This is a genomic window from Candidatus Zixiibacteriota bacterium, from assembly GCA_020853795.1.
Taxonomy (GTDB): domain Bacteria; phylum Zixibacteria; class MSB-5A5; order CAIYYT01; family CAIYYT01; genus JADJGC01.
Window position 1 is genome coordinate 1 of the sequence record JADYYF010000062.1, and the last position, 21,176, is coordinate 21,176.

Below are 21,176 nucleotides of genomic sequence, written 5' to 3' on the forward strand. Positions count from 1 at the left end.
TATCCGTCGACAACACGGCACTCGGCGCCGGAGTGTACAAGGATTCCGTGGCGATCAGCGATGGCACCGCGACCAACTCGCCGCAATACCTGGTCGTGGTCTTCGAAATCTTCTCGGCCTTTCCGGTGATTGACCCCGTGCCGGATTCCATCTATGCCATCGGTTCGGAATCGCAGAACCCGTACAACCGCATTCTGACGATTGAAAATGACGGCGGCGGGACGCTGCAGTGGTCGTTGACCAAGACCAAGCCGTGGCTGTCGCTGAGCGTCGACACCGGTTCGACGGTACAGGGCTCGCCGTCGACGGTGACGCTGTCGTTCAACCGTCTGGTCGTCGATTTCGGCAAGCAGTACGATACGATCGTGATCCACTCGACCAATGCAATCAATGCGCCGAAGCGGGTACCGGTGACGTTCTGGAAGATGGAAGTTCCGCAGAACATGTCGGTCTCAACCAGCGCGCTGAACTTCAGCAGCGTCGAGTGCGGGACCTACCCGCCGACTGCCTCCAAAACCTTCCTGATCACGCCGTTGCTGGGGACGCCGTTGCTCTACTGGCACTTGTCCTACGACGCGCCGTGGCTGAGCGCAACGCCGGGTTCCGGCAGTGGTCAACAGACGGTGACGGTCAAGGTCAATGTCACGGGGCTGGGGCCGGGCGTCTATATGGACACCATCTACGTCAGTTCCGATTTGGCGCTGGATCCGCCGAAGCAAGTCGTGGTGACGTTTACCGTGGCCGCTACCCCGGCGACGAAGGTCCTGCAACTGTCGCGCGACTCCCTGCTGTACATTTTCAAGTACACGCAGTTGGGAAGCGCGAATCAGAAGGTCTACATCTCCAACCAGCTCGGCGGCTGTGTTGATTGGGCGGCGACTTCGACGGTGCCGTTCCTGACGCCGGAACCGGCGGCCGGGACCACGGTCGATAGCGTCATGGTCCGCAGCGATCCCATCGGATTGTCGCTGGGTCGCCACACGGGTTCGATCGTGTTTACGTCGAATACCGCCTCCAATTCACCGCTGACCCTGCCGGTGGTGGTCTGGATCTACACCTTTGGCGACGCGAACGGCGATGGCATCGTAAATGTCTCGGACTGCGTCTATATCGTTAATTACATCTTCAGTGGCGGGCCGGCGCCGGTGCCGATTTTCATTACCGGTGATGTCGACTGCAACCGCCAAATCACAATCTCCGACGTGGTCTACCTGCTCAACTGGATCTTCATTGGCGGTCCGGAGCCGTGCTTGTATTAGCCTGAGCTGACGGACGCCTGGATTTGGGACTGCGGTGATTCACCGCAGTCCCTTTTTTTGGCCCTTCTGCAGCAATCCGACCCGGGCGGCCCGAAGAAAAAACTGCTTGCCGGTTGGGTTTAATTCCGTTTAATCACAGCGAACCTTGGGAGCGGGTAGCCGTGTTTGTCGGGCTGATCATACTTGCACTGGGCGTTATCTTCTTGCTTAAGAATCTGGGCGTCATTCGCGGCGACATCGGGGCTGTCCTGTGGCCGGTAGCGTTAATGGTGCTTGGACTCGGAATCTTGATCAAAAAGCGCGGCCGCGGCTAAGCGGCGCGCTCTTCCGAAATACTGCACAGGCGGTCCCGGTCCCGGGATCGACGGAGAAAGGTGATTGATGCGCGTGAATATTTATGGGTTGGTGATTGTGGCGGTGGCGGCGGGGCTGCTGTTCGTCGTTCCGAAGTTTCGCGCGCGGCTGCACGGTTTGGCGGCGAACGGCTGGACGAAAATCGTGCTCGCGCTGTGGTTGCTGGTGCTGACCGGCGTGTTGCAGTTCCTGCTCGGCTGGCCGGCGTTCGTCAATCTGTTTGTGCCGGAGCTGGTGTATTGGCTGACGGTGCTGTCGCAACTGACGATTGCCGCCGGGGCGGTGATGATGATTTGGGGGATCGGCAATATTGTCTCGTCGATGCACCAGATCGAGACGCAGAAGAGCGATGACGAAGAGTGGCGGGCGCTCTACCTGAACCTGCAGGATCTCTCGCAACAGCCGTTTTCCTTCGTTGAAATCCTGAATCTCGCCATCAATCAACTGCTGAAGCGTTCGGAATCGGACGGCGCAGCGGTTCTGCTTTACAAGGAAAATACGGAAGAGCTGATCCTGGCGGCATATTCGAATCTACCGCCGGACATTACCAAACGCATCGAGCGACTGGCCGTGACCGGCGACGTCTTCGGCCGCGTGCAGAAACTGGCGCGGACGCAAAATATCACCAACGTGGCGGAAACCGATCAGGCGACGGCGGCGCTGTTCGCCGGCTCGGGGTTTCTGTCGCTGGCGGTGTATCCGCTGCGGGCGCGCGACCGCGTGCTCGGCAGCGTGGCCCTCTTTTCGACGCGGCCATTCCATTTCCATCAGCGGCGCGCCGCGGCCCTTAATGTCGCGACCAATCATCTCGCCACCCTGCTCGAGAGCGCGCGTAACGAGAAGGAAATTCTGCGCCTGAAAGACCGGCTGCGGCCGTCGGAGGAGGCCAAGCGCATTACGGAAGAGCTGTTCTTCCGGCGCGGCATCGGCAGCAATCTGGAACTGCGCGAAGCGGTAGAGTTCGAGCGCGTCCGCAAGTTCTTCGATGCGGATTGCATCAAGTTGGTGTTCAAAGACGCCGCCGGCGAGTTTCGCGTCAAGGCATCATCGGGCGGCGCCGAAACCGGTTTGCTGCTGGATCAACGCAAACTGCCGGGCTTGAATCGCGCGGTGTCGGAGCGCAAGCTGCTGCTGCTGACCTCGCCAAAATCCGCGCCGGCCGGACGCGGTTTCGACTCGATGCCGCGGCAGACGTTGTTCGTGCCGGTACCGTATCCCGACCGCGACGATCTGGTGTTTCTATTGGAAAGCGAAAATGCCTCTCTGGAGTTCTCCGAAGAAAAGCTGTCGGCGGTGCGGGTGGCCTCGGTCTATCTCGCCGATCTGCATTTCCTGTTCCTGGCCAAGCGCGAAGGCGAGCGGTTCCGCCTCTCGGTGGCGCAATTGGACGCTTGTCTGCGGCAGCTTCTCGAGGCGGAAACGCCGGAACAAATTGCCGCCGCGATCAGCGACAGCGCTTCCGGCCTGGTGCCGCAAGCGACGGTGCGGATTGTCGCGCTCGCAAGCGGCGGCGACGAACGCGAACCGGTGGTTGAGCAATCGGGCTTGCGCTTCGGTTCGGAGGCCGGGCGCGCGCGCCAGAGCCAGTTGCTGACGGAATGGATTGGCCGGTTGACGGTTGGCGAGGAGAACGAACGACGTCTCTCGCGCGCCGAGCTGGTTGCGATGGTGTCGGGAGAAGGCCAGATGCAGTTGGCGAAAGCACTGGCGGGATTGCCGGAAACGGTGACGCTGTGGAGTCTGCCGATGCGAACGCCTGAGGCAGCGCTGGGAGCGATCGTCCTTCTGGGCCTGCCGGACGAACCGATGGCGAAGGAGAGCCTCGAACTGCTGCGGCGGTTAGTGGATGTCGGAACACTGAAATTGGCGCGGCGGACCAGGAATGCAGCGCCGGCGGCGACTAATCCCGATCCGATTGTGCCGACAACGACAGCGCGGCGCATGGCGGCGCCGGCGCCGCCACCGGAGCCGGTGGGAAGCAACGGGACCTCGCTGCTGGATTTCGTCACCTGGCATCGTATCGACAGCAATGTTGATGCCGCCGCCTTGGCGGGCGAGAATCGGGCGGTGCCGGCGGCCATCGAAGCGCTGGTGAAGACATTCTTCTCCGAGCGGGCCGGGCGACGACTATTCTTGTCCAGTTTTGAAGATGAACACTACCGCTATTTCCAGTTGACGGTGAACGAGGTTGAAATGCGGCGTTTCCGCGAGCAACGGGTTGACGTCGGCGACTGGCAACCGGCGGTCGTGGCCCTGGATTTCCCCGAAGCATTTCGGTCGCTGCCCGCGGAATACGCGGTGGCACCGGGCGAAGGGAATGTCGAAACGCTGGTCTGGCGTTTCGTCCGCGCCGACCGCAAGAAAGACAAGGGGCGCCGACTGAATATTCTGGGGATCGACGACCAGGAAGTAATTCGCGATTTGCTGACGAATATCATCACGCGGATGGGGCACCGCATCAGCACCGTCGCCGGCGGCCATGAGGCCCTGCGCTTGTTCCGGCAGGAGCACTTCGATCTGGTGATCGCCGAAGCGGGTCTGCCCGACATCAGCGGCTGGTCGATTGCCGAGCAGGTGAAGTTGCTGGCGCCGCAAACGCCGGTAATCATCCTGTCGGGATGGGACTCGCTGCAACGACCCGAGCGGATGGCGAGCGACGCGGCAGACTTCGTGCTAACCAAGCCGTTCAAGATGGAACAGCTGGACAAGATGATCGGCGCCGCCTGCGAAATGATCGCCGGATAATCGACAAGCTTCAAGCGCGCCAAAGTTCTTCCGATAATAGAATTGGCTCTACATCTACTATTCGGGAGAACCATGGAAAAGATACGCCTCCTTGACAATATCGATGCCTCGAAGGACTTACTGTCAATTCCCGACACGCTCATCCGAGTCCTGGAAGCCGTGTCCTCGGAAGAAACCTCCCCGGACCAATTGGCTGATATCATCCTGAAAGACCCGTCCCTGACGGCGCGCGTGCTCAAGATGTCCAACTCCAGCTACTATATGCGCAGCGCGCAGATCAAGACCGTACATCAGGGAATCCGGGTGCTGGGGGCGAATGCCATCAAGTGCATTGCGCTGTCGGTTTCGGTATTTGTGCCGCCGCGCAAGGATTCGGTGCTGGGCGAGCCGGAACTGCGGCAATTCTATTTGCATTGTATCGGCGTTGGCCTGTTAGCGCGCAAAATGGCGCAGAATCTCGGCATCAAGAACACCGAGGAGGCGTTTGTCGCCGGGTTGCTGCATGACCTGGGCAAGCTGTACATGATGAATGCGCATCCCGAGGCCTATCTGCGGGTGCGGGAAATGATCAATAGCGGCGACGACGACATCGAAGCCGAGCGCCGCGTGTTCGACGTCGACCACGCCGAACTGGGCAGCATCATTGCCACGCGCTGGCGGTTGCCGGAAGACTTGCAGCGCGTTGTCCGCTCGCATCACCATCTCGATCTAAATCCCAATTCCGACCGGCTGCTGGCGATCGTGCAATTGGCCAATATTCTGGCGCGCAACATCCAGACGCCGAACATCAAGTACATCGAGCGCAATTCGCATCAAGTCGCGCGGCTGGCGGAGTCGCTGCAATTCAATCGCGAGTTTATGGATAGCCTGGCCTTCGAGTTGCTCGACGAAGCGGTTGCAGCGGCGACGACCATCGGCATCGACATCGGCAATTCGACCGACCTGCTCACGCGCGCCAACCGTGAGTTGTGCCGCTCGTACCTGACGATTGAAGGATTGTTCAAGGACCGCCAGGAGCTGTCGGGCAAGCTGCTGGCCGAGGAGCGACTGGCGGGGATGGTGCGTTCGAAGAACATCGCCATCGCGACGCTCTCGCATTACCTGAACAACGTCGCGACGGCCATCAGCGGGCGCGTGCAGTTGCTGCAGATGGCGGTCGAGAAGAAGGAAATCGTCGATCGCACCGGCAAAATCGACGTCTCGCTCAAGGTGGTCGAAAACTCGATCCTCAAGATTCTGGCCGTCCTGGCCGAGCTGAAGGCGCTGTCGCGTTTCGACGACCAGGAGTTCTATAACGACTCTGATGCGATCAACATCGACGAGCGCATCCGTGAGCGCATGGAAGCCTTCGACCGGCAGATGGTCAATTCTTAGGATTCGAGGCGAAACACGGAAAAACCAGGGCGCGGACTCCGCGCCCTTTTTTGCTTGCAGACCGGTGACGAAAAGAATTGCTTGTAATGTAGACCCGTGAAAGATAGAATGACGCCATGATCCAGACTACAACGGTTGGCAACTATCCGAAGCTTTCGTCCACGAAGGGCGATGTGAATATTCGCAAGATGCTGCATCGCTTCGACAAGGGCGAGATCGCCGCCGCGGAGTTGACGGCGGCCTATGATCAGGTAACCGCGCGCGTTCTGCGCGAACAACGCGAAGCGGGGATCGACTTGCCGACCGACGGGCAAATTCGCTGGGACGACCTGGTGACGCCGTTGGCGGCGCGGCTGGACGGCTTCCACAGCGGCGGTCTGCTGCGGTGGTTTGACAACAACGTGTACTATCGCCGCCCCCGCGTCACGGGGACGGTGCGCTGGCGCGAAGCGATCATGGCGGCGGATCATGCCAAAGCGGCCAGGGAGTTCGGCGGTCCGGTCAAGGCGGTACTGCCGGCGCCGTTCAGTTTCGCGCAGTTGTGTGAAGACCAGCATTATCGCTCGATGGAAACGCTGATGGCCTACTTGGTGTCGGTATTGCGCAGTGAGACCGAGGCGTTGATCAGGGCGGGCGCGCGGCACATTCAGTTTGACGAGCCGTGTCTCCCAAAACTGCCGGAGTACGGGGTGGCGGCGATCGCGGCCCTCAATCAGGTCATCGCCGGACAGAGCGCGGAGTTCTGGCTGTGCTTCTACTTTGGCGATATCAGCGGGCTGGTGCCGGCCCTGCGGGAGTTTCGCGGCCAGGTGATTGCGGTGGACTGCGTTTCTCAGCCGCGAAATCTGGATATCACTCTAAATTTGGACTCGGCACACAATCGCTGCTTCGGTATCATCGAAGCGCGGAATATCAAGCTGGAGCGTCCGGAACAGGTGCGCGCGCAATTGGAACGGATCAGCGGCCGCCACCCGGATGCTTACGTTAGCCCGTCCTGCGGTCTGGAATTTCTGCCGCATCGGGACGCACTGGCAAAACTGTCATTGCTGGGCAGCGCGGTACGGGCATTTCGCGGAGGGCAGTAACATGCTGGAAACGACAAGTGTGGGCAGTTTCCCCAAGCCCGATTATCTGCAGAAAGCGCGGACGGCTTTCGCCGCGGGCAAGCTGCCGTATGCGCAGTTGCACGAGCTGGAGTTGCAGGCGACGCGCGAGACGATTCGCCTGCAGGAGGATCTCGGGATCGATATCCTCGTGCACGGCGAAATGGAACGCGGCGACATGACCACCTATTTCGCCGAGAAGCTGGTCGGCATGGGCATCAGTGATCTGGTGCGCTCCTACGGCAATCGCTATTACCGCAAACCGATCGTCGCGGGCGAACTCCAGCGGCCGCAGCCGATGACCGTGGAGATGTTCAAGTACGCGCAGTCGCTCACCTCCCGGCCGGTCAAAGGGATGCTGACCGGGCCGTATACAATGTGCGATTGGTCGTTCAACACTCACTACGAGACGCGGCGGGAAGTGGTGCTGGCGTTTGCGCGGCTGCTGCACGAGGAGGTGCGCGACCTGGAGGCGGCCGGTGCCAAGTATATCCAGATCGACGAACCGGCGATCTCGACGCGGCCGGAAGAATTGGAGATCGCGATTGAAGCCATGGGAATCGTGACGCAGGGGATCAACGCGATGACAATCTCCCACATCTGCTACGGCGATTTTAAGTCGATCTACCCGCGGCTGCTCGATCTGCCGGTGGATCAACTCGATCTGGAGTTCGCCAACTCCGGCTACAGCAATCTGGACGTTTTCCGCAAACCCAAGTTCACCAAGCGTATTGCCTTCGGGGTGCTGGACATTCACAGCCACCGGATCGAGAGCGTCGACGAAATCGTGGCGGGAATCCGCAAAGGACTGGAAGTGTTCGATCCGGAATTGATGTGGATCGATCCGGACTGCGGACTGAAGACGCGGACGACGGCGGAATCGGAAGCGAAGCTGCGCAACATGGTGGAAGCGGTGGAAGTCGTCAAGGCCGGCCACGGGCTGAAGTAGTTTCCCATGAGTCAGACGTTTCGCGAGCGCATTGCCGCCGGGCCGATCCTGGGCGACGGCGCGATGGGCACGTATTTGCACGCGAAAGGGGCTTCCTTCAATCAATGCTTGGACCAGCTCAATCTGACCACGCCGCAGTTGGTGGGCGCGGTGCACGATGAATATATCCAGGCCGGCAGCGAATTGATCGAAACCAACACCTACGGCGCTAATCGCTACAAGCTGAGTCAACACGGGCTGGGGGATTTCGTGCGCGAGATCAACGTCAAGGGGGTCAAGATCGCGCGCGACCGCCGGGAAGTGCTGGGGCGCGATATCTTCGTGGCGGGAGCGATCGGGCCGCTGGGAAAGTTGATCGGGCGCTTCGGTGGTATCTCCCCGGGCGCGGCGCGCGAGTATTTCGCGGAGCAGGCGGAGGCGCTGCTGGAAGGGGGCGTCGATCTCTTCATCATCGAGACAATGCCGGATGTCGAGGAGCTGCGGCTGGCGGTTGAAGAAGTGGCGCGGCTGTGCCGGCTGCCGATCGTGGCGCAGGTAAGCATCAACGACGATCTGGCGACGATCCGCGGCAATACGCCCCCGGAAGTCCTGGCTGCAGGCAAAGCGCTGGGGGTGGACGTGCTGGGAGCGAACTGCTCGGTCGGACCGCAACGGATCTATGATTTCCTCGCCATGCTGCGTCAACACACCGACTTGCCGCTGTCGGCACTGCCGAATGCCGGATTGCCGCGGTATTACGAAGGACGGTTTTTCTACGTCTCGTCGCCCGAGTACTTCGCCGACTACTGCGGCAAGTTTCTGAACCTGGGAGCGCGGCTGATTGGCGGATGTTGCGGCACGACACCGGAGCACATCCGCGCGATGCGGCGGGTGCTGGATACGATTGATGCTGCCCGCCCGACGGCGGCCGTCCACGAGACGCGCGCCGAGATCGAGCGCATCGAACCGGCGCAACCGGGGCGAAAAGTCTCGGCCTTCGCGGAAAAGTTGGGCAAGCAGTTTGTCGTGTCGGTGGAAATTGACCCACCCCGGGGAGCGAATCCGGAGAAGGTGCTGAAGGCGGCGGCGAAACTGAAGGAGGCGGGTGTGGACGCCGTCAACGTCGCCGATTCGCCGATGGCGCGCACGCGAATGAGCTGCCTGGCGGTGTCGGGACTGATTGCCGCGCAGGTGAAGATGGAAGTGATTCTGCATTTCACCTGTCGCGATCGCAACCTGATGGGGCTGCAATCGGACTTGATCGGCGCGCACGCGCTGGGAATCCGCAATGTGCTGGCGCTCACCGGCGATCCGCCGGCACTGGGAGACTATCCGAACGCGACGGCGGTGTACGATGTCGACGCCATCGGATTGGTGGAAATCATCTCCAAGCTGAACGGTGGTTCCGATCTGGCCGGAAATCCGATCGGTTCGAATACCGAGTTTTCGGTCGGGGTCGCCATCAACCCGACGGTGGAGAACTTGGAGCGCGAAGTCGAACGGTTCGAGCGCAAGGTGGCGGCCGGGGCGCAGTTCGCGATGACGCAGCCGCTCTACGAATTGGAGCCGCTCGAGCGGTTTCTCGAACGCACCGCGCATCTGAAGCTGCCGGTGCTGCTGGGATTGCTGCCGCTGCAGTCATACCGCCACGCCGAGTTTCTGCACAACGAAGTGCCCGGCATCGAGATTCCGTCTCTGTTGCGCGCACGCCTGGAAGCGGCGGGCAAGGACGCCGCGATGGTCGGGGTCGATTCGTGCCGCGAGCTGCTGCAGCGGGCGCGCCACTTGGTGCAGGGAGTCTACCTGATGCCGTCATTCGGCCGCTTCGATACAATTCTCAAAGTTCTCGAACCGTAATCTGCTATATTCCCGCCAATTAGAATTCTACTCAGGGAGAACGACATCATGCGTGTCACTTGCGATCTCAGCGATATCAAGAAGATGAGTTGCGACCTTTTGTGTGTCTTGCTGACAAAGGAAGATACCGCGCCGGCGGACCTGGACAAGCTGCTGAAGGGACAGATCGCGGAACTGCGGCGCCGGAAACACTTTCAGGGTGAAGCGTTGGAGCGGGGCACGTTCGTGCCGCATCCGCCGCAGAGATTTGCGCGGGTGCTGTTAGTCGGGCTAGGCCGGCCGAGCGAGGTGACGCTGGATCGGATTCGGCGCGCCGGCGGCACGGCCGGTCAGGCCGCCATGGGCCGGGTCGTGACGCTGTGGCCGAAACAACTGCCGGTGGCGCTCGACACAGGCCGCGCGGCCCAGGCGTTTGTCGAAGGTTTCATCCTGGGCGGTTATCGTGACCTGCGCTTTCGAAGCGAGAGTGCCGGCCGGCAGGATGTGCAGCAGCTCACGCTGCTAACGCCACAGGAACGCCAGGTGGCGAAGCTGCGCGCCGGCGCCGGGCGCGGGCGGATCCTGGCCGAGTTGCAGAATCTCTGCCGTGATCTTTCCGGCGCTCCGGGAAATGTGCTGACGCCGACGGCGCTGGCCGGCGAAGCGCGGAAACTGGCGCGCAAGCACGGCCTTAGGATTTCCGTATACGATCGCCGGCTGATTGAGAGAATGAAGATGGGGGCGTTCCTGGCAGTGGCGAAGGGATCGGCGGAGCCGCCCAAGCTGATTCGCCTCGACTATACACCGAAGGGGCGGGCGCGCAAGCGGGTGATACTTGTCGGCAAGGGAATTACGTTTGATACCGGCGGCATTTCGATCAAGCCGGGCGAGAATATGTTCGAGATGCGGCAGGACATGACCGGCGCGGCGGTGGTGATTTGCGCCATGGCGGCGCTGGCGCAGCTGCGGCCCGCCCTGGCGGTGACGGCGCTGATTCCGACGTGCGAAAACATGCCGGGCTCGCGGGCATACAAGCCGGGCGACGTGGTCACGACCTCGATCGGCAAGACGATTGAAATCATCAACACCGACGCCGAGGGACGGCTGCTGTTGGCGGATGTGCTCGGCCACGCGACCAAGTCGAGGCCGGACTATCTGATTGATGTGGCGACGTTGACCGGTGCGGCCACGGTCGCGCTGGGGAACGCGGGTGCGGCGATTCTGGCGACCTCGGACATACTGGTGGAGAAGTTTGCGGCGGCGTCGGCGACGACGGGCGAAAAGATATGGCGTCTGCCATTGTGGGAAGAATATGAGCAGCAGATCAAGTCGAATATCGCCGACATGGTCAATTCCGGCGGGCGTCCGGCCGGGACGATCACGGCGGCATTGTTATTGAAGAAGTTCACAGGCGGGATACCTTGGCTGCATCTGGATATCGCCGCCGTCGACTATGAGTATCGCGGAACCGAAATCACGCCGAAGGGGCCGTCAGGATTCGGCATGAGAACGGTCGTAGAAGCGCTGACGAATCTCTAAGTCTTCAGAAAACGAAAGGGCACGTTTGCACGTGCCCTTCATCAACAGATCATTGGAATAATCGGCCTAATTGCACCAGGCGGGGTTGAAGTCGTTACCGGGGCCGGAGAGACGCATGGGTTCACCGCCGGTAATCGCCAGCTTATAGATCGAACCGTTCTGGGTGGCGAAGGCGACATACTTCGAATCGGGCGACCAGGTCACCGGTCCACCCGCGAAGCCCAGACCGGCGGTCGGCTTCCATAACACCCGTTTATCGCTCAGGTCGGGAGTCGCGATCGAAAGCGACTGGTCGTTCATGTCGCTGGACATGTAGGCGATCCACTTGCCGTCCGGCGACCAGGCAGGAGCCGTTGCGCCCTTGAACTTGGAGGCTCGTTCAAGCAGGACTTCGTCCTTGAGGGGGAACTCCGCCACTCCAGCGACGGCGATACCGGTCGGTGTAAATTGTTCGCCCTGCATCCGCATCACGACAAACGCGACCTGCTTGCCGTCGGGTGAGATCGTTGGCGAGGAGACGATCAGGTCGGAGCTGGCGGTCATCTCCAGGTTGCGCAGCAGGAAGGTCTTGGTATCGTAGAAGCAGAGCCGGTAGTTCGGCTTGGTGACATTGGCGAGATTGGCGTTGAGATCGTGCAGAAACATGATCCTGCTGCCGTCGCGGACAAATTCCGGATATTGCGCGCCCATCGTGTTGGTGATGTTTTCCCAGAAATTGCTGCTGGAATCGGTATAGGCGTAGAACAGGTCGTAAACGGCGTGTTGGTGGCCGCCCATGTCGGGGTATTGAAGCGTGACCATGCCGCGACGGGAGAAGACGATCTTCTTGTTGTCCGGCGACCAGCTCAAACGGCCGCGGGCATTGGTGAGACCGGTAACGAACGGGCGCTGGTTGGCGCCGTCGGCGTCCATTAGCCAGAGATCGTTGTTACGCAAAAAGGCAATCGTATTGCCCTTCTTGATATTCTGCTGGGCGAACATCGTCGCGGTGAGGGCGATGACAGCGGCAAGCGCGATCAGGGTAACTCGTTTCATGATTCTCCTTATCCGAACTGAAAAATGATTCTCACGTAATTGTACTCGAAACTGCGCCATTGTTTCAGATTATCGGTAAAAAACGGACGTGGCAGCAGTTGTCAAGCCGTGCCTCTAATTTATTGATATTCAAGTAAATAGCGCTTTCAGTTCAGCTACCGATTTAAGCGTCAGGTCGGGCTGAATCAAAGCCGGTGCCGAATCGCTCTTGCCGCTCGTAACGAGCACCGCCTTGAGACCGACCGCCTGAGCGCCGGCGACATCGTTGTCGAGGTCGTCGCCAACCATGATGACCTCGGACGCCGGCAGTTTCAGGCTTGAGAGCGCCATCAAGTAGAAATCACGACTCGGTTTGCCGATGACGATGGCCGGTTTGCCGGTGGCATACTCGAGGCCGGAGACAAAGGCGCCGATGTCGAGTTTGACTTGGCCGCCGGTCAGCCATGATTTGCCTCTGTGGAGAGCGACGATTTCGGCGCCGTTGCGGACAAGCTGGAAGAGGCGGTTCATCAGGGCATAATCCCAGCGCTCGCCGATATCGCCGATGACAATCAACTCGGGGTCGTCGGAGTCGTGGTTGAACTCAGAAAAGTCCGTCAGTGTATCTTCCGCCAGAAGCAGCCAGCACGTCCTGGCCTTGCGACGCCGCAAGTATTCGCGCGCGGCGCCGGGGGCCGAGAAAACCTGATCGGGATCGACGGGCAAACCGGCAGCAGTGAGCATCTGCGCCATGCTGCGCTGCGAACGGGTTGTCGTATTGGAGCAGATGCGGAAGGGGATGCCGCGCTCACGCAGAAGCTGTAGCGTTGCGGCCGCGCCGGGCAGCGGGCCGCCGTCGACGGTGAGCGTGCCGTCGAGATCGAAGAGGACGGCGCGAACGGTGCGAAAGTCAATCGCCATGACCCGGCTAATATAGAGTGCGAGCGGCGATCTTGGCGATCAATTTGCGGCAAGAGTTATTGATTTTAAGGGAAATGCGCATTTATTAGGCGCGGGCTCGGTGAGCAACAACTAACAAGGACTTTGCCGCTTTGAATTTCTCCACGATTCGTTGGGTTGATGGAGAGGTAGAGATTCTCGACCAGACCAAGCTGCCGGCGGTCGAGAATTATCTGCGCCTTCAGGATTATCACGAATTGGTCCGGGCGATCAAAACGCTGCAGGTGCGCGGCGCGCCGCTGATCGGGATTGCGGCGGCTTACGCCATCGTCCTGGCCGCGCGGCAGTGTCGCAACAAGGTCGAGTTCGCCGTGGCGATCAATGAGATCAAGTCGGCGCGTCCGACCGCGGTCAATCTGAGCTGGGCGGTGGAGCGGATGTTGATTTCTTATCACGCCTACGCTGGTTCGCCCGACGTGGAAGCGCGCCTGCTCGATCTGGCGCTGCAGATTCACGACGAAGACGCGCGCATGTGCGAGCGGATCGGGACGAACGGCATGGATTTGATGCCGGCGGTCGGGACCGTTCTGACGCACTGCAACGCCGGCGCGCTGGCGACCGGAGGCATGGGCACGGCCTTGGCAGCGATCTATCAGGCGTTCCGCTCCGGCAAGAAGCTCGGAGTGTTCGCCTGCGAGACGCGGCCGATTTTGCAGGGCGCGCGGTTGACAGCGTGGGAGCTTTCGCGCGAAGGGCTGGACGTCACCCTGATTACCGACAATATGGCCGGCGCGCTGATGGCACAGCGGATGATTGACTGCGTGATCGTCGGCGCCGATCGGATCGCGATCAACTTCGACGTTGCCAATAAGATCGGCACCTATGCGCTGGCGGTGCTGGCGCAGTATCATGGCATCCCGTTCTACGTCGCGGCCCCGACCTCGACCTTCGATCCACGGGTCGCTTCCGGCGTCGACATTGAAATCGAGCAACGCGGTGCGGATGAGGTCACTCACCTGGCGGGGCAGCGGATCACGCCGCCCGGCGTGCGCGTCGCGAACCCGGCCTTTGACGTCACCCCCAACAATCTCATCACGGCGATCATCACCGATCGCGAAGTCATTAAGTGCAAGCGCTGGGGCGAGCGGTAGACAGGGGCTGAGAGCCGGAAAAAGGGATCAGCGTTCCGGACTGATCGACTGGGCTTGGAAGAAGTTGACGATTTTTTGCGCCAGCGGTTTGTTCTTCACGATTAGGTTGATCGCCTCAACATCGGCAGCCCGGATCGCCTCAAGTGACCCGAAGGATTTGAGGAGTTGTTCCTTACGCTTGTCGCCGATCCCCGCGATGGCGTCGAGCAGCGAGCGCTCGGTTTTCTTGTCCCGCAGCGAGCGATGATAGGTGATCGCAAAGCGGTGGGCCTCGTTGCGCACGGCCTGCATCAGCTTGAGCGAGGGCGAGGTGCGCGGCAGCGACAGCATGCGCTTCTCCCCCGGCAGGACGATCTCCTCCAGACGCTTGGCCAGGCCGCAGATTTGCAGGTCGTTAATACCGACTTCCTTGAGGGCTTCGAGCGCCGCGCCGAGTTGGCCGCGGCCGCCGTCGATGATGCACAGATCCGGCATCTCCGCCTCGTCGGTCAGGACGCGCGTGAAGTACCGCGCGACAATTTCCCGCATCATGGCGAAGTCATCTTGTCCGACCACGGTTTTGATCTTGAAGTGACGGTAATTGCGCTTGAGCGGTTTGCCGTTGCGGAAGAAGACCATCGAGCCGACCGGATCGGCCGGGCCCAGGTTGGAGATATCGAAGCAGACGATGTTGACCGGCGGCGTCGTGAGGTAGAGGTCCTTCTGCAACATGGCGACGGCGGCGGGGAGTTTGCCGGCGCGTTCCCGGCGCTGTTTCAGCAATTCCTGCAGGAGCAGGCGCGCGTTGGCTTCGGCCATTTCGACCAGCCGCAGTTTCTCGCCCTTCTGCGGCACCTGCAGTTCGACGCGGTCGCCGCGGCGCTGGGTTAACCACTGCTGGATCAACTTCTCGTCCTCGGGTTGGAACGACGAGTAGACTTCCTCCGGCACCATCGTTGAACTGAGATAGTATTGCTTGAAAAACGATTCGGCGATGTCGGATTCGTTGTCGCCGGCGTCGGCCTTGAGGTGGAAATTCTGGCGGCCGATCAGCAAGCCGTCGCGCAGCTGCAGGACGACCGCGGCAATGTCGCCGCCGGAGCGGGCAAAGGCGATGATGTCACGGTTGACGGCGTGGTCGGCGACGACCTTTTGCTTCTGCATGATCGCCTCGATCGTGCGGATCTGGTCGCGCACCCGGGCGGCCTCTTCGTAGTTCTGGTCGAGCGCGAGCTGCTTCATTTCGACCTGAAGCTGATCAATCAGGCTCGCCGACTTGCCCTGCAGGAGCTTGATGACCTTCTGGACTTCTTTGTCGTAGTCCGCCTTGCTTTGCAGCCCGACGCACGGGCCGTCGCAGCGCTTGATATGGTATTGCAGGCAAACCTTGTAGCGGCCTTCGCCCTTGGGGTGCGGGATCTTCAACTTGCAGGTGCGGAGCTTGAACAGGCGCGTGATCATTTTGTAAGTCTCACGCATGCCGCCGACGTTGGCGTAGGGGCCGAAATAGATCCCGTCGCCGCGGCGCATGGTGCGGGTCACGACCAGCCGCGGGAAGTCATCGTCCTGCGTGATCATCAGGAAGGGGTAACGCTTATCGTCCTTGAGATTGATGTTATAGCGCGGCTTGTGCTTCTTGACGAGATTGGCTTCGAGAATCAACGCCTCGATCTCGTTGTCAGTGACGATCAGCTCGAAGTCGGCGATCTTGCTCTTGAGCGCAGCAACCTTGGGGTTGATCTCCGGCGCCTGGGCGAAGTAGGTGCGGACGCGGTTGCGCAGGATTTTGGCTTTCCCGATGTAAATGATCTTGCCGACGTCGTCCTTCATGATATAGACGCCCGGCTTGGTCGGGAGGTCTTCCAGCTTGTCGCGCAGGTGCGCCGAGATTTCGCTCATGGCAGAGAAAATACGCGTGCGGGCGGCAATTGGGCAAAGAGGAAATGCGGCAATTAGTGGATGCGGCGGCCGCCGGCGTAACGGCTGGCGAAGTATTCGTCGTTGAGGCTGTCGACGACGACGCCGCGCGACTCGGAGGCGTGGATGAACTTGCCGTTGTCGAGATAGATGCCGACGTGCGAGACGCGGCGGTCGTTGATGCGGAAGAAGATCAGATCGCCGTAAGCGAGATCGTCGTAGCCGACGCGGTTGTCGAGGCGATAGAGCGCCTGGACATTGAGCGGCAGGCGCGTACCGTCGTAGTCGCGGTAGACGACATAGGCCAGCCCGGAACAATCGATCCCGAGCGTCCCCGTGCCGCCATCCTGATAGGGCGTGCCGAGGTAGCGCGAAATCACGCGATTCATCACCGCCTTGTCGATGCGGGTGAGCGTCTCTTTGGGAAGCGGACGCTCATCCTGCTCTTCCTCGACGGCCGGTTCGCTGGGCAAAGTATCAACGGCGACGCGCTCGCGAACGCCGCCCGGAGGCGTCGAATAGCGCACGGCCGAAGTACAACCGATGAACAGCAGCGCTACCGCCAACCCGATGAGCGACGCGGCGAGCTTCACTTCTTCTCCACGATCGCCGGATACGCGATATTGAACTTGCGGGAGTGGTAAATTCGCGCGCCGACGATAGTCAAGATCAGGATCGCCAAATAGAGGGGGAAAAACAAGGCCGCAAAGAGCGAGAGCGTGAGAATCGAGACCTTCGTCGCTAACGTCGCCGTCGCGATCGATTTGGTCGTGGCGGCAGCGATAAAGAACGGCAGGGACGCGGCGGCGGCGACGGCAAAGGCGTAGTCGGCGATCATGATCGAGAAAATCAACGCGCCGACGACCATCCAGGCCGCGTATCGCAGCGTCTTGGCTACGCCCCATTCGGCGGCATACGTCTTCTTGCCGACCGCGGTGTCGCCGCGCAAGTCGGGCAGGGTGGTGTTCAGATAGACTGCGCCGACAGCGAGGAAGTAGGGAAACGACTTGATGATGCCCTCGATGTTGAAGTTGAGGTACATCACCCAGCCGAACAGGAAGGCCAACGTGCCGTGGGCGAGGACGTTATTGCGAAATGATTTGTAGGGATGTTCGCGGAGATTGAAGCGCGGATACGAGTACTGAAAGCCAAACCAGGCGCCGACGACGAACAGACAACCGAGCTGCCAATTGAGAACAAAGGCACCGATCAGCGCGATGCCGGTGAGAAAGAAGTAGATGTTCCAGGCTTCGCCAATTGAGACGTGACCCTCGGGGATCAAAAACAACTTCTTGTTTTCGCGATCGGAATCAACGTCGAAAATCTGGTTGAGCACGAAAACGCCCCCGGCCAGCAGGGTCGAGAGCAGCAACATCAGCAACAGATTCAAGTCGGAGGTGGTCAGCCCGACAAAGGGGAAGTGGTCAAGGGTGACGGGACTAAAACCGCGCTCGCGCCAGAGGGCGGCGCGGGCGCCGAGCAGCGCGATCGTCCACACCGGGATGATCAGCATCGGGCGCATCAGGAAGATATAGTCGATGATTCTCTTCATATCCGGTCGCAACAGTTAATATGGCGGCGGACGGAGAAGGTTTCAATAAAAAAGATGGCCGGGACTACACCAGATAGCGCAGATACAAATACAGTGCCGGCGCGGCAAAGACGAGCGAGTCGAAACGGTCGAGAATTCCGCCGTGGCCGGGAATCAGGTTCGACGAGTCTTTGACGCCCATCTCGCGCTTGAAGATCGACTCAACCAGATCGCCGAGCTGTCCAAAGAAGGCGATGATCAACGCCGGCAGGATCAAACGGGGGAAGCCGACGTCAGCAAGAAAGATGAAATGGAAGATGCCGGCGGTCAGGATCGCGCCGAGGAAACCGCCCAAGAAGCCCTGCACGGTCTTGTTCGGGCTGATGGCGGGGGAAAGCTTGGTGCGGCCGAATTTCACGCCGACATAGTAGGCGGCCGAATCGATAATCCAGATCGCGGCGAACAAGAACGTCACCCAGCCGGCGGCTTGCTCCGACAAGACAACGTCAGCAGAACGAATCAGGATGAGGCAGGAGAAGCCCAGGCTGAGGTAGAGCACACCGAAAAAGCCGATGCCGATCGAGCGCGAGACTTCACCCAGCCCGCGGGTGAAGGTGTAGGGCAGGGTGGTGAGGAAGATCGCGCCGAAGAGAAATTCGAGCAAGTAGGCGCCATGAAGATACGCGTCGGTGATCGGTGGAAACGCCGCCAGCGCAATCAGGATCAGCTTCTGCCAGAGGTAGAGCTTGATCTTGGTCAGGCTGAATAACTCCCAAACCGAGAGGATGATCAGCAGCTCAACGAAGACGAGAAACGCGACACCGCCCAGATGAAAGATGTAAAGCAGCAGCGGAATAAAGATGGCGGCGACGGCCAGGCGCTGGAACAGATTGCGCGAAATCATAGCTTGCCGAAACGGCGCTCGCGTTTCTGGTAATCGAGGATGATTTCAAGGAACTCGCGCTCGGCAAAATCGGGCCACAGCGTTTGCGTGATAAAAAGCTCGGTGTACGACGTCTGCCAGAGCAGGAAATTCGACAGCCGCATTTCGCCCGACGTGCGGATCAGCAGATCGGGATCGGGCAGCGGATGCGTAAACAGGTAGGTCGAGAACAGGGACTCGTCGATATCGCCGACCTTGATCTTGTTGGCCTTGACGTCGCGCGCTAGTTTCCGGGTCGCCTCGACGATCTCCATCCGGCCGCTGTAGTTGAGGGCGAGATTGAGCACCAGGCCGGAGTTCTTGGACGTTTTTTCAATCGCGTGCAGGATCGCGCGGCGGCGCGTGAAGGGAATCTGGTCGAGCTGACCGGTTGCGATCAGACGGACGTTGTTCTTGTTGAGTTCCGCCAGTTCCGAGCGCGCCGTGTCGTCGAGGAGCTTGAACAGGAAGCCGACCTCGGACTTGGGGCGCTTCCAGTTCTCCAGGCTGAAGGTATAGAGCGTGAGATAGGAGATGCCGACTTGGCCGCAGATTTCGACGATGTGGCGCACGGCGCCGACACCGGCCTTGTGGCCGGCGGAGCGGTCGAGGCCGCGTTTTGCGGCCCACCGGCCGTTGCCGTCCATAATGATGGCAACGTGGGCGGGCAATTTGTCAGGGACGATCTTCTCTTTGAGAGAAGCCAGATCGGAGGTCAGGCGCGCGCTCAGACCGCCATCACCTCGGCTTCTTTCGCGGTGGTGAGCTTGTCGATTTGCGCGATGTACTTATCCGTCAGCTTCTGGGCATCGATCTCCGCGTTTTCCATTTCATCCTCGGAAATCTTGTGATCCTTGAGCTGGCGCTTGACGTGGTCGAGCGAGTCGCGGCGGATGTTGCGCACGGCGACCTTGTTCTCCTCGGCCATCTTCTTGACGAGCTTGACGAGCTCCTTGCGGCGCTCTTCGCTCAACGACGGCACCGGGATGCGGATCACCTGCGCGTCGGACTGCGGATTGAAGCCAAGATTCGACTTCTGAATCGCCTTCATGATCTCGCCGAGCAACGGCTTTTCCCACGGCTGCACGACGATCAACTGCGCTTCAGGAGTGCTGATCGAACTGACGTTCTTGAGCGGGGTCGGGGTGCCGTAGTAGTCGACCATCACCTCGTCGAGCATATGGACATTGGCTTTGCCGGAACGCACGGTGCTGAAATGGTGTTGCAAGGCAGCGATCGACTTCTTCATCTTATCTTCAGCTTCAGTCAACAACTGCTTGACGATTGTCATACAACTTCCTCCGAACGGAACGTTACCAGTGTACCGATTTTCTCGCCCGTCACCACCTTATACAGATTCCCGGCATCGGTCAACTTAAAAACCACCAGCGGCAGCTTGTTCTCGCGGCAAAGCGTGAAAGCGGTTCCGTCCATCACTTTCAGGTCGCGGCGCAGCACCTCGTCGTAACTGATGGCGGCGAAGCGCTTGGCCTCGGGGTGCTTCATCGGGTCGGCATCGTAGACGCCGTCGACCTTGGTCGCCTTGAGCACCACGTCGACCTCGGTCTCAATCCCGCGCAGCACGGCCGCGGTGTCGGTCGTGAAGTAGGGGTTGCCCGTGCCGGCGGCCATGATGACGATGCGGCCTTTCTCCATATGGCGGATAGCGCGGCGGCGGATAAACGGTTCGGCCACAGCCTCGATCCGGATCGCCGAGAGCACCCGCGTATACATGCCGTAATTCTCCAGCGTCGACTGCAGCGCCATCGAATTGATGACGGTGGCGAGCATGCCCATGTAATCACCGGTAGCGCGGCCGATGCCGAGCGCAGTGCCCTGGGCGCCGCGGTGGAAATTGCCGCCGCCGATGACGAGGCCGACCTCGACGCCGAGTTCTTTCACGGACTTGATTTCGTTGGCGATGTATTCGAGGCGGCGGAGGTCGATGCCGAAGCCCTGCTCTCCGGCGAGTTGCTCGCCGGAGAGTTTGAGCAGAATCCGTTTATAAACCGGTGCGACCGCCATTATTCACCGAGCCGGTAGCGGACGAAGCGGCGGACGACGATGTTCTCGCCGATCTTGGCGATGGCGTTCTTGACCAAATCGCCCACCGAGATTTCGGGATCGCGGACGAACGGCTGTTCGAGCAACGCGACCTCGGAATACCACTTCTCCATGCGACCGTCAACGATCTTGTCGACGATTTTTTCCGGCTTGCCCTCGTTGAGGGTCTGGTGGCGGTAGATTTCGCGTTCGCGGTCGTAGACATCCTGGGAGATGTCCTCGCGGCGCACCACCAGCGGATTGGAAGCGGCGATGTGCATGGCGATGTTCTTGACCAGCTCTTTGAAGTTGTCGGTGCGGGCGACGAAGTCGGTCTCGCACTGGACTTCGACCAGGACGGCGAGCTTGTCGCCGGGGTGGACGTAGTGGCCGATCAGGCCTTCGCGGGTCTCGCGGGCGGCTTTGGAAGCAGCCTTGGCGATGCCGCGTTCGCGCAGAATCGTCACGGCTTTGTCCATGTCGCCGTTGGCCTCCGTCAGCGCCTTCTTGCACTCCATCATGCCGGCGCCGGAACGCTCGCGCAGGACCTTTACCATGTCAGCTGTTATGGTCATTGTTGT

The 21,176-nt window shown here is 60.4% G+C and carries 19 protein-coding genes; 9 read left to right on the forward strand and 10 right to left on the reverse strand.

Features of this window, described 5'->3' with window-relative positions; translation table 11 throughout:
• The 8 genes from IT585_04325 to IT585_04360 all read left to right on the forward strand — a co-directional run.
• The coding region (locus IT585_04325) for a dockerin type I repeat-containing protein (GenBank protein ID MCC6962459.1) at positions 1-1,259 on the forward strand (1,259 nt) is incomplete at its 5' end.
• 161 nt (positions 1,260-1,420) lie between these two features.
• Complete coding sequence (locus IT585_04330; GenBank protein ID MCC6962460.1) at positions 1,421-1,573, forward strand: hypothetical protein; 153 nt, start codon at positions 1,421-1,423, stop codon at positions 1,571-1,573.
• 67 nt (positions 1,574-1,640) lie between these two features.
• Entirely contained in the window at positions 1,641-4,358 is a 2,718-nt protein-coding gene (locus tag IT585_04335; protein ID MCC6962461.1) for a response regulator, read from the forward strand.
• A gap of 72 nt (positions 4,359-4,430) precedes the next feature.
• Positions 4,431-5,732, forward strand: coding sequence for an HDOD domain-containing protein (locus IT585_04340; protein ID MCC6962462.1), 1,302 nt, complete (start codon positions 4,431-4,433; stop codon positions 5,730-5,732).
• A 116-nt stretch (positions 5,733-5,848) separates the two neighbouring features.
• Positions 5,849-6,817, forward strand: a complete 969-nt coding sequence (locus tag IT585_04345) for a hypothetical protein (protein ID MCC6962463.1) — start codon at positions 5,849-5,851, stop codon at positions 6,815-6,817.
• A 1-nt stretch (position 6,818) separates the two neighbouring features.
• Positions 6,819-7,784 carry a methionine synthase gene (locus tag IT585_04350; GenBank protein MCC6962464.1) on the forward strand — a complete coding sequence of 322 codons (966 nt, stop codon included), beginning with the start codon at positions 6,819-6,821 and terminating at the stop codon, positions 7,782-7,784.
• 6 nt (positions 7,785-7,790) lie between these two features.
• On the forward strand, positions 7,791-9,620 hold the full coding sequence (locus IT585_04355) for a bifunctional homocysteine S-methyltransferase/methylenetetrahydrofolate reductase (GenBank protein ID MCC6962465.1): 1,830 nt from the start codon (positions 7,791-7,793) through the stop codon (positions 9,618-9,620).
• Positions 9,621-9,668: 48 nt separating this feature from the next.
• On the forward strand, positions 9,669-11,138 hold the full coding sequence (locus IT585_04360; GenBank protein ID MCC6962466.1) for a leucyl aminopeptidase: 1,470 nt from the start codon (positions 9,669-9,671) through the stop codon (positions 11,136-11,138).
• Positions 11,139-11,204: 66 nt separating this feature from the next.
• Here the strand turns inward: IT585_04360 and IT585_04365 are convergent, their stop codons facing one another.
• Positions 11,205-12,173, reverse strand: a complete 969-nt coding sequence (locus IT585_04365) for a PD40 domain-containing protein (GenBank protein ID MCC6962467.1) — start codon at positions 12,171-12,173, stop codon at positions 11,205-11,207.
• Positions 12,174-12,302: 129 nt separating this feature from the next.
• On the reverse strand, positions 12,303-13,073 hold the full coding sequence (locus IT585_04370; GenBank protein MCC6962468.1) for an HAD-IIA family hydrolase: 771 nt from the start codon (positions 13,071-13,073) through the stop codon (positions 12,303-12,305).
• Positions 13,074-13,204: 131 nt separating this feature from the next.
• Between IT585_04370 and mtnA the strand changes: the two genes are divergently transcribed.
• Positions 13,205-14,203 (forward strand): S-methyl-5-thioribose-1-phosphate isomerase, encoded by a 999-nt coding sequence (gene mtnA / locus IT585_04375; GenBank protein ID MCC6962469.1) that lies wholly within the window; start codon positions 13,205-13,207, stop codon positions 14,201-14,203.
• 27 nt (positions 14,204-14,230) lie between these two features.
• Here mtnA and uvrC read toward each other — a convergent pair whose 3' ends face one another.
• From uvrC to tsf, 8 genes are all read right to left on the reverse strand, one after another.
• Entirely contained in the window at positions 14,231-16,081 is a 1,851-nt protein-coding gene (gene uvrC, locus IT585_04380) for an excinuclease ABC subunit UvrC (GenBank protein ID MCC6962470.1), read from the reverse strand.
• Between the two features lie 53 nt (positions 16,082-16,134).
• Positions 16,135-16,692 carry a C40 family peptidase gene (locus IT585_04385; protein ID MCC6962471.1) on the reverse strand — a complete coding sequence of 186 codons (558 nt, stop codon included), beginning with the start codon at positions 16,690-16,692 and terminating at the stop codon, positions 16,135-16,137.
• A complete protein-coding gene (locus IT585_04390; GenBank protein MCC6962472.1) occupies positions 16,689-17,651 on the reverse strand; it encodes a UbiA family prenyltransferase in 963 nt (320 codons plus the stop codon). The genes IT585_04385 and IT585_04390 overlap by 4 nt, the downstream gene beginning before the upstream one ends.
• Before the next feature lie 64 nt (positions 17,652-17,715).
• Positions 17,716-18,534 carry a phosphatidate cytidylyltransferase gene (locus IT585_04395; protein MCC6962473.1) on the reverse strand — a complete coding sequence of 273 codons (819 nt, stop codon included), beginning with the start codon at positions 18,532-18,534 and terminating at the stop codon, positions 17,716-17,718.
• Complete coding sequence (locus tag IT585_04400) at positions 18,531-19,283, reverse strand: isoprenyl transferase (protein ID MCC6962474.1); 753 nt, start codon at positions 19,281-19,283, stop codon at positions 18,531-18,533. The genes IT585_04395 and IT585_04400 overlap by 4 nt, the downstream gene beginning before the upstream one ends.
• Entirely contained in the window at positions 19,280-19,843 is a 564-nt protein-coding gene (frr, locus tag IT585_04405) for a ribosome recycling factor (protein ID MCC6962475.1), read from the reverse strand. Before frr ends, IT585_04400 begins: the two co-directional genes overlap by 4 nt.
• Positions 19,840-20,577, reverse strand: coding sequence for a UMP kinase (locus tag IT585_04410; protein ID MCC6962476.1), 738 nt, complete (start codon positions 20,575-20,577; stop codon positions 19,840-19,842). Before IT585_04410 ends, frr begins: the two co-directional genes overlap by 4 nt.
• The gene (tsf, locus tag IT585_04415) at positions 20,577-21,170 is read right to left on the reverse strand and encodes a translation elongation factor Ts (GenBank protein MCC6962477.1); all 594 of its coding nucleotides are present in this window, start codon (positions 21,168-21,170) and stop codon (positions 20,577-20,579) included. The genes IT585_04410 and tsf overlap by 1 nt, the downstream gene beginning before the upstream one ends.
• Between the last annotated feature and the right edge of the window lie 6 nt (positions 21,171-21,176).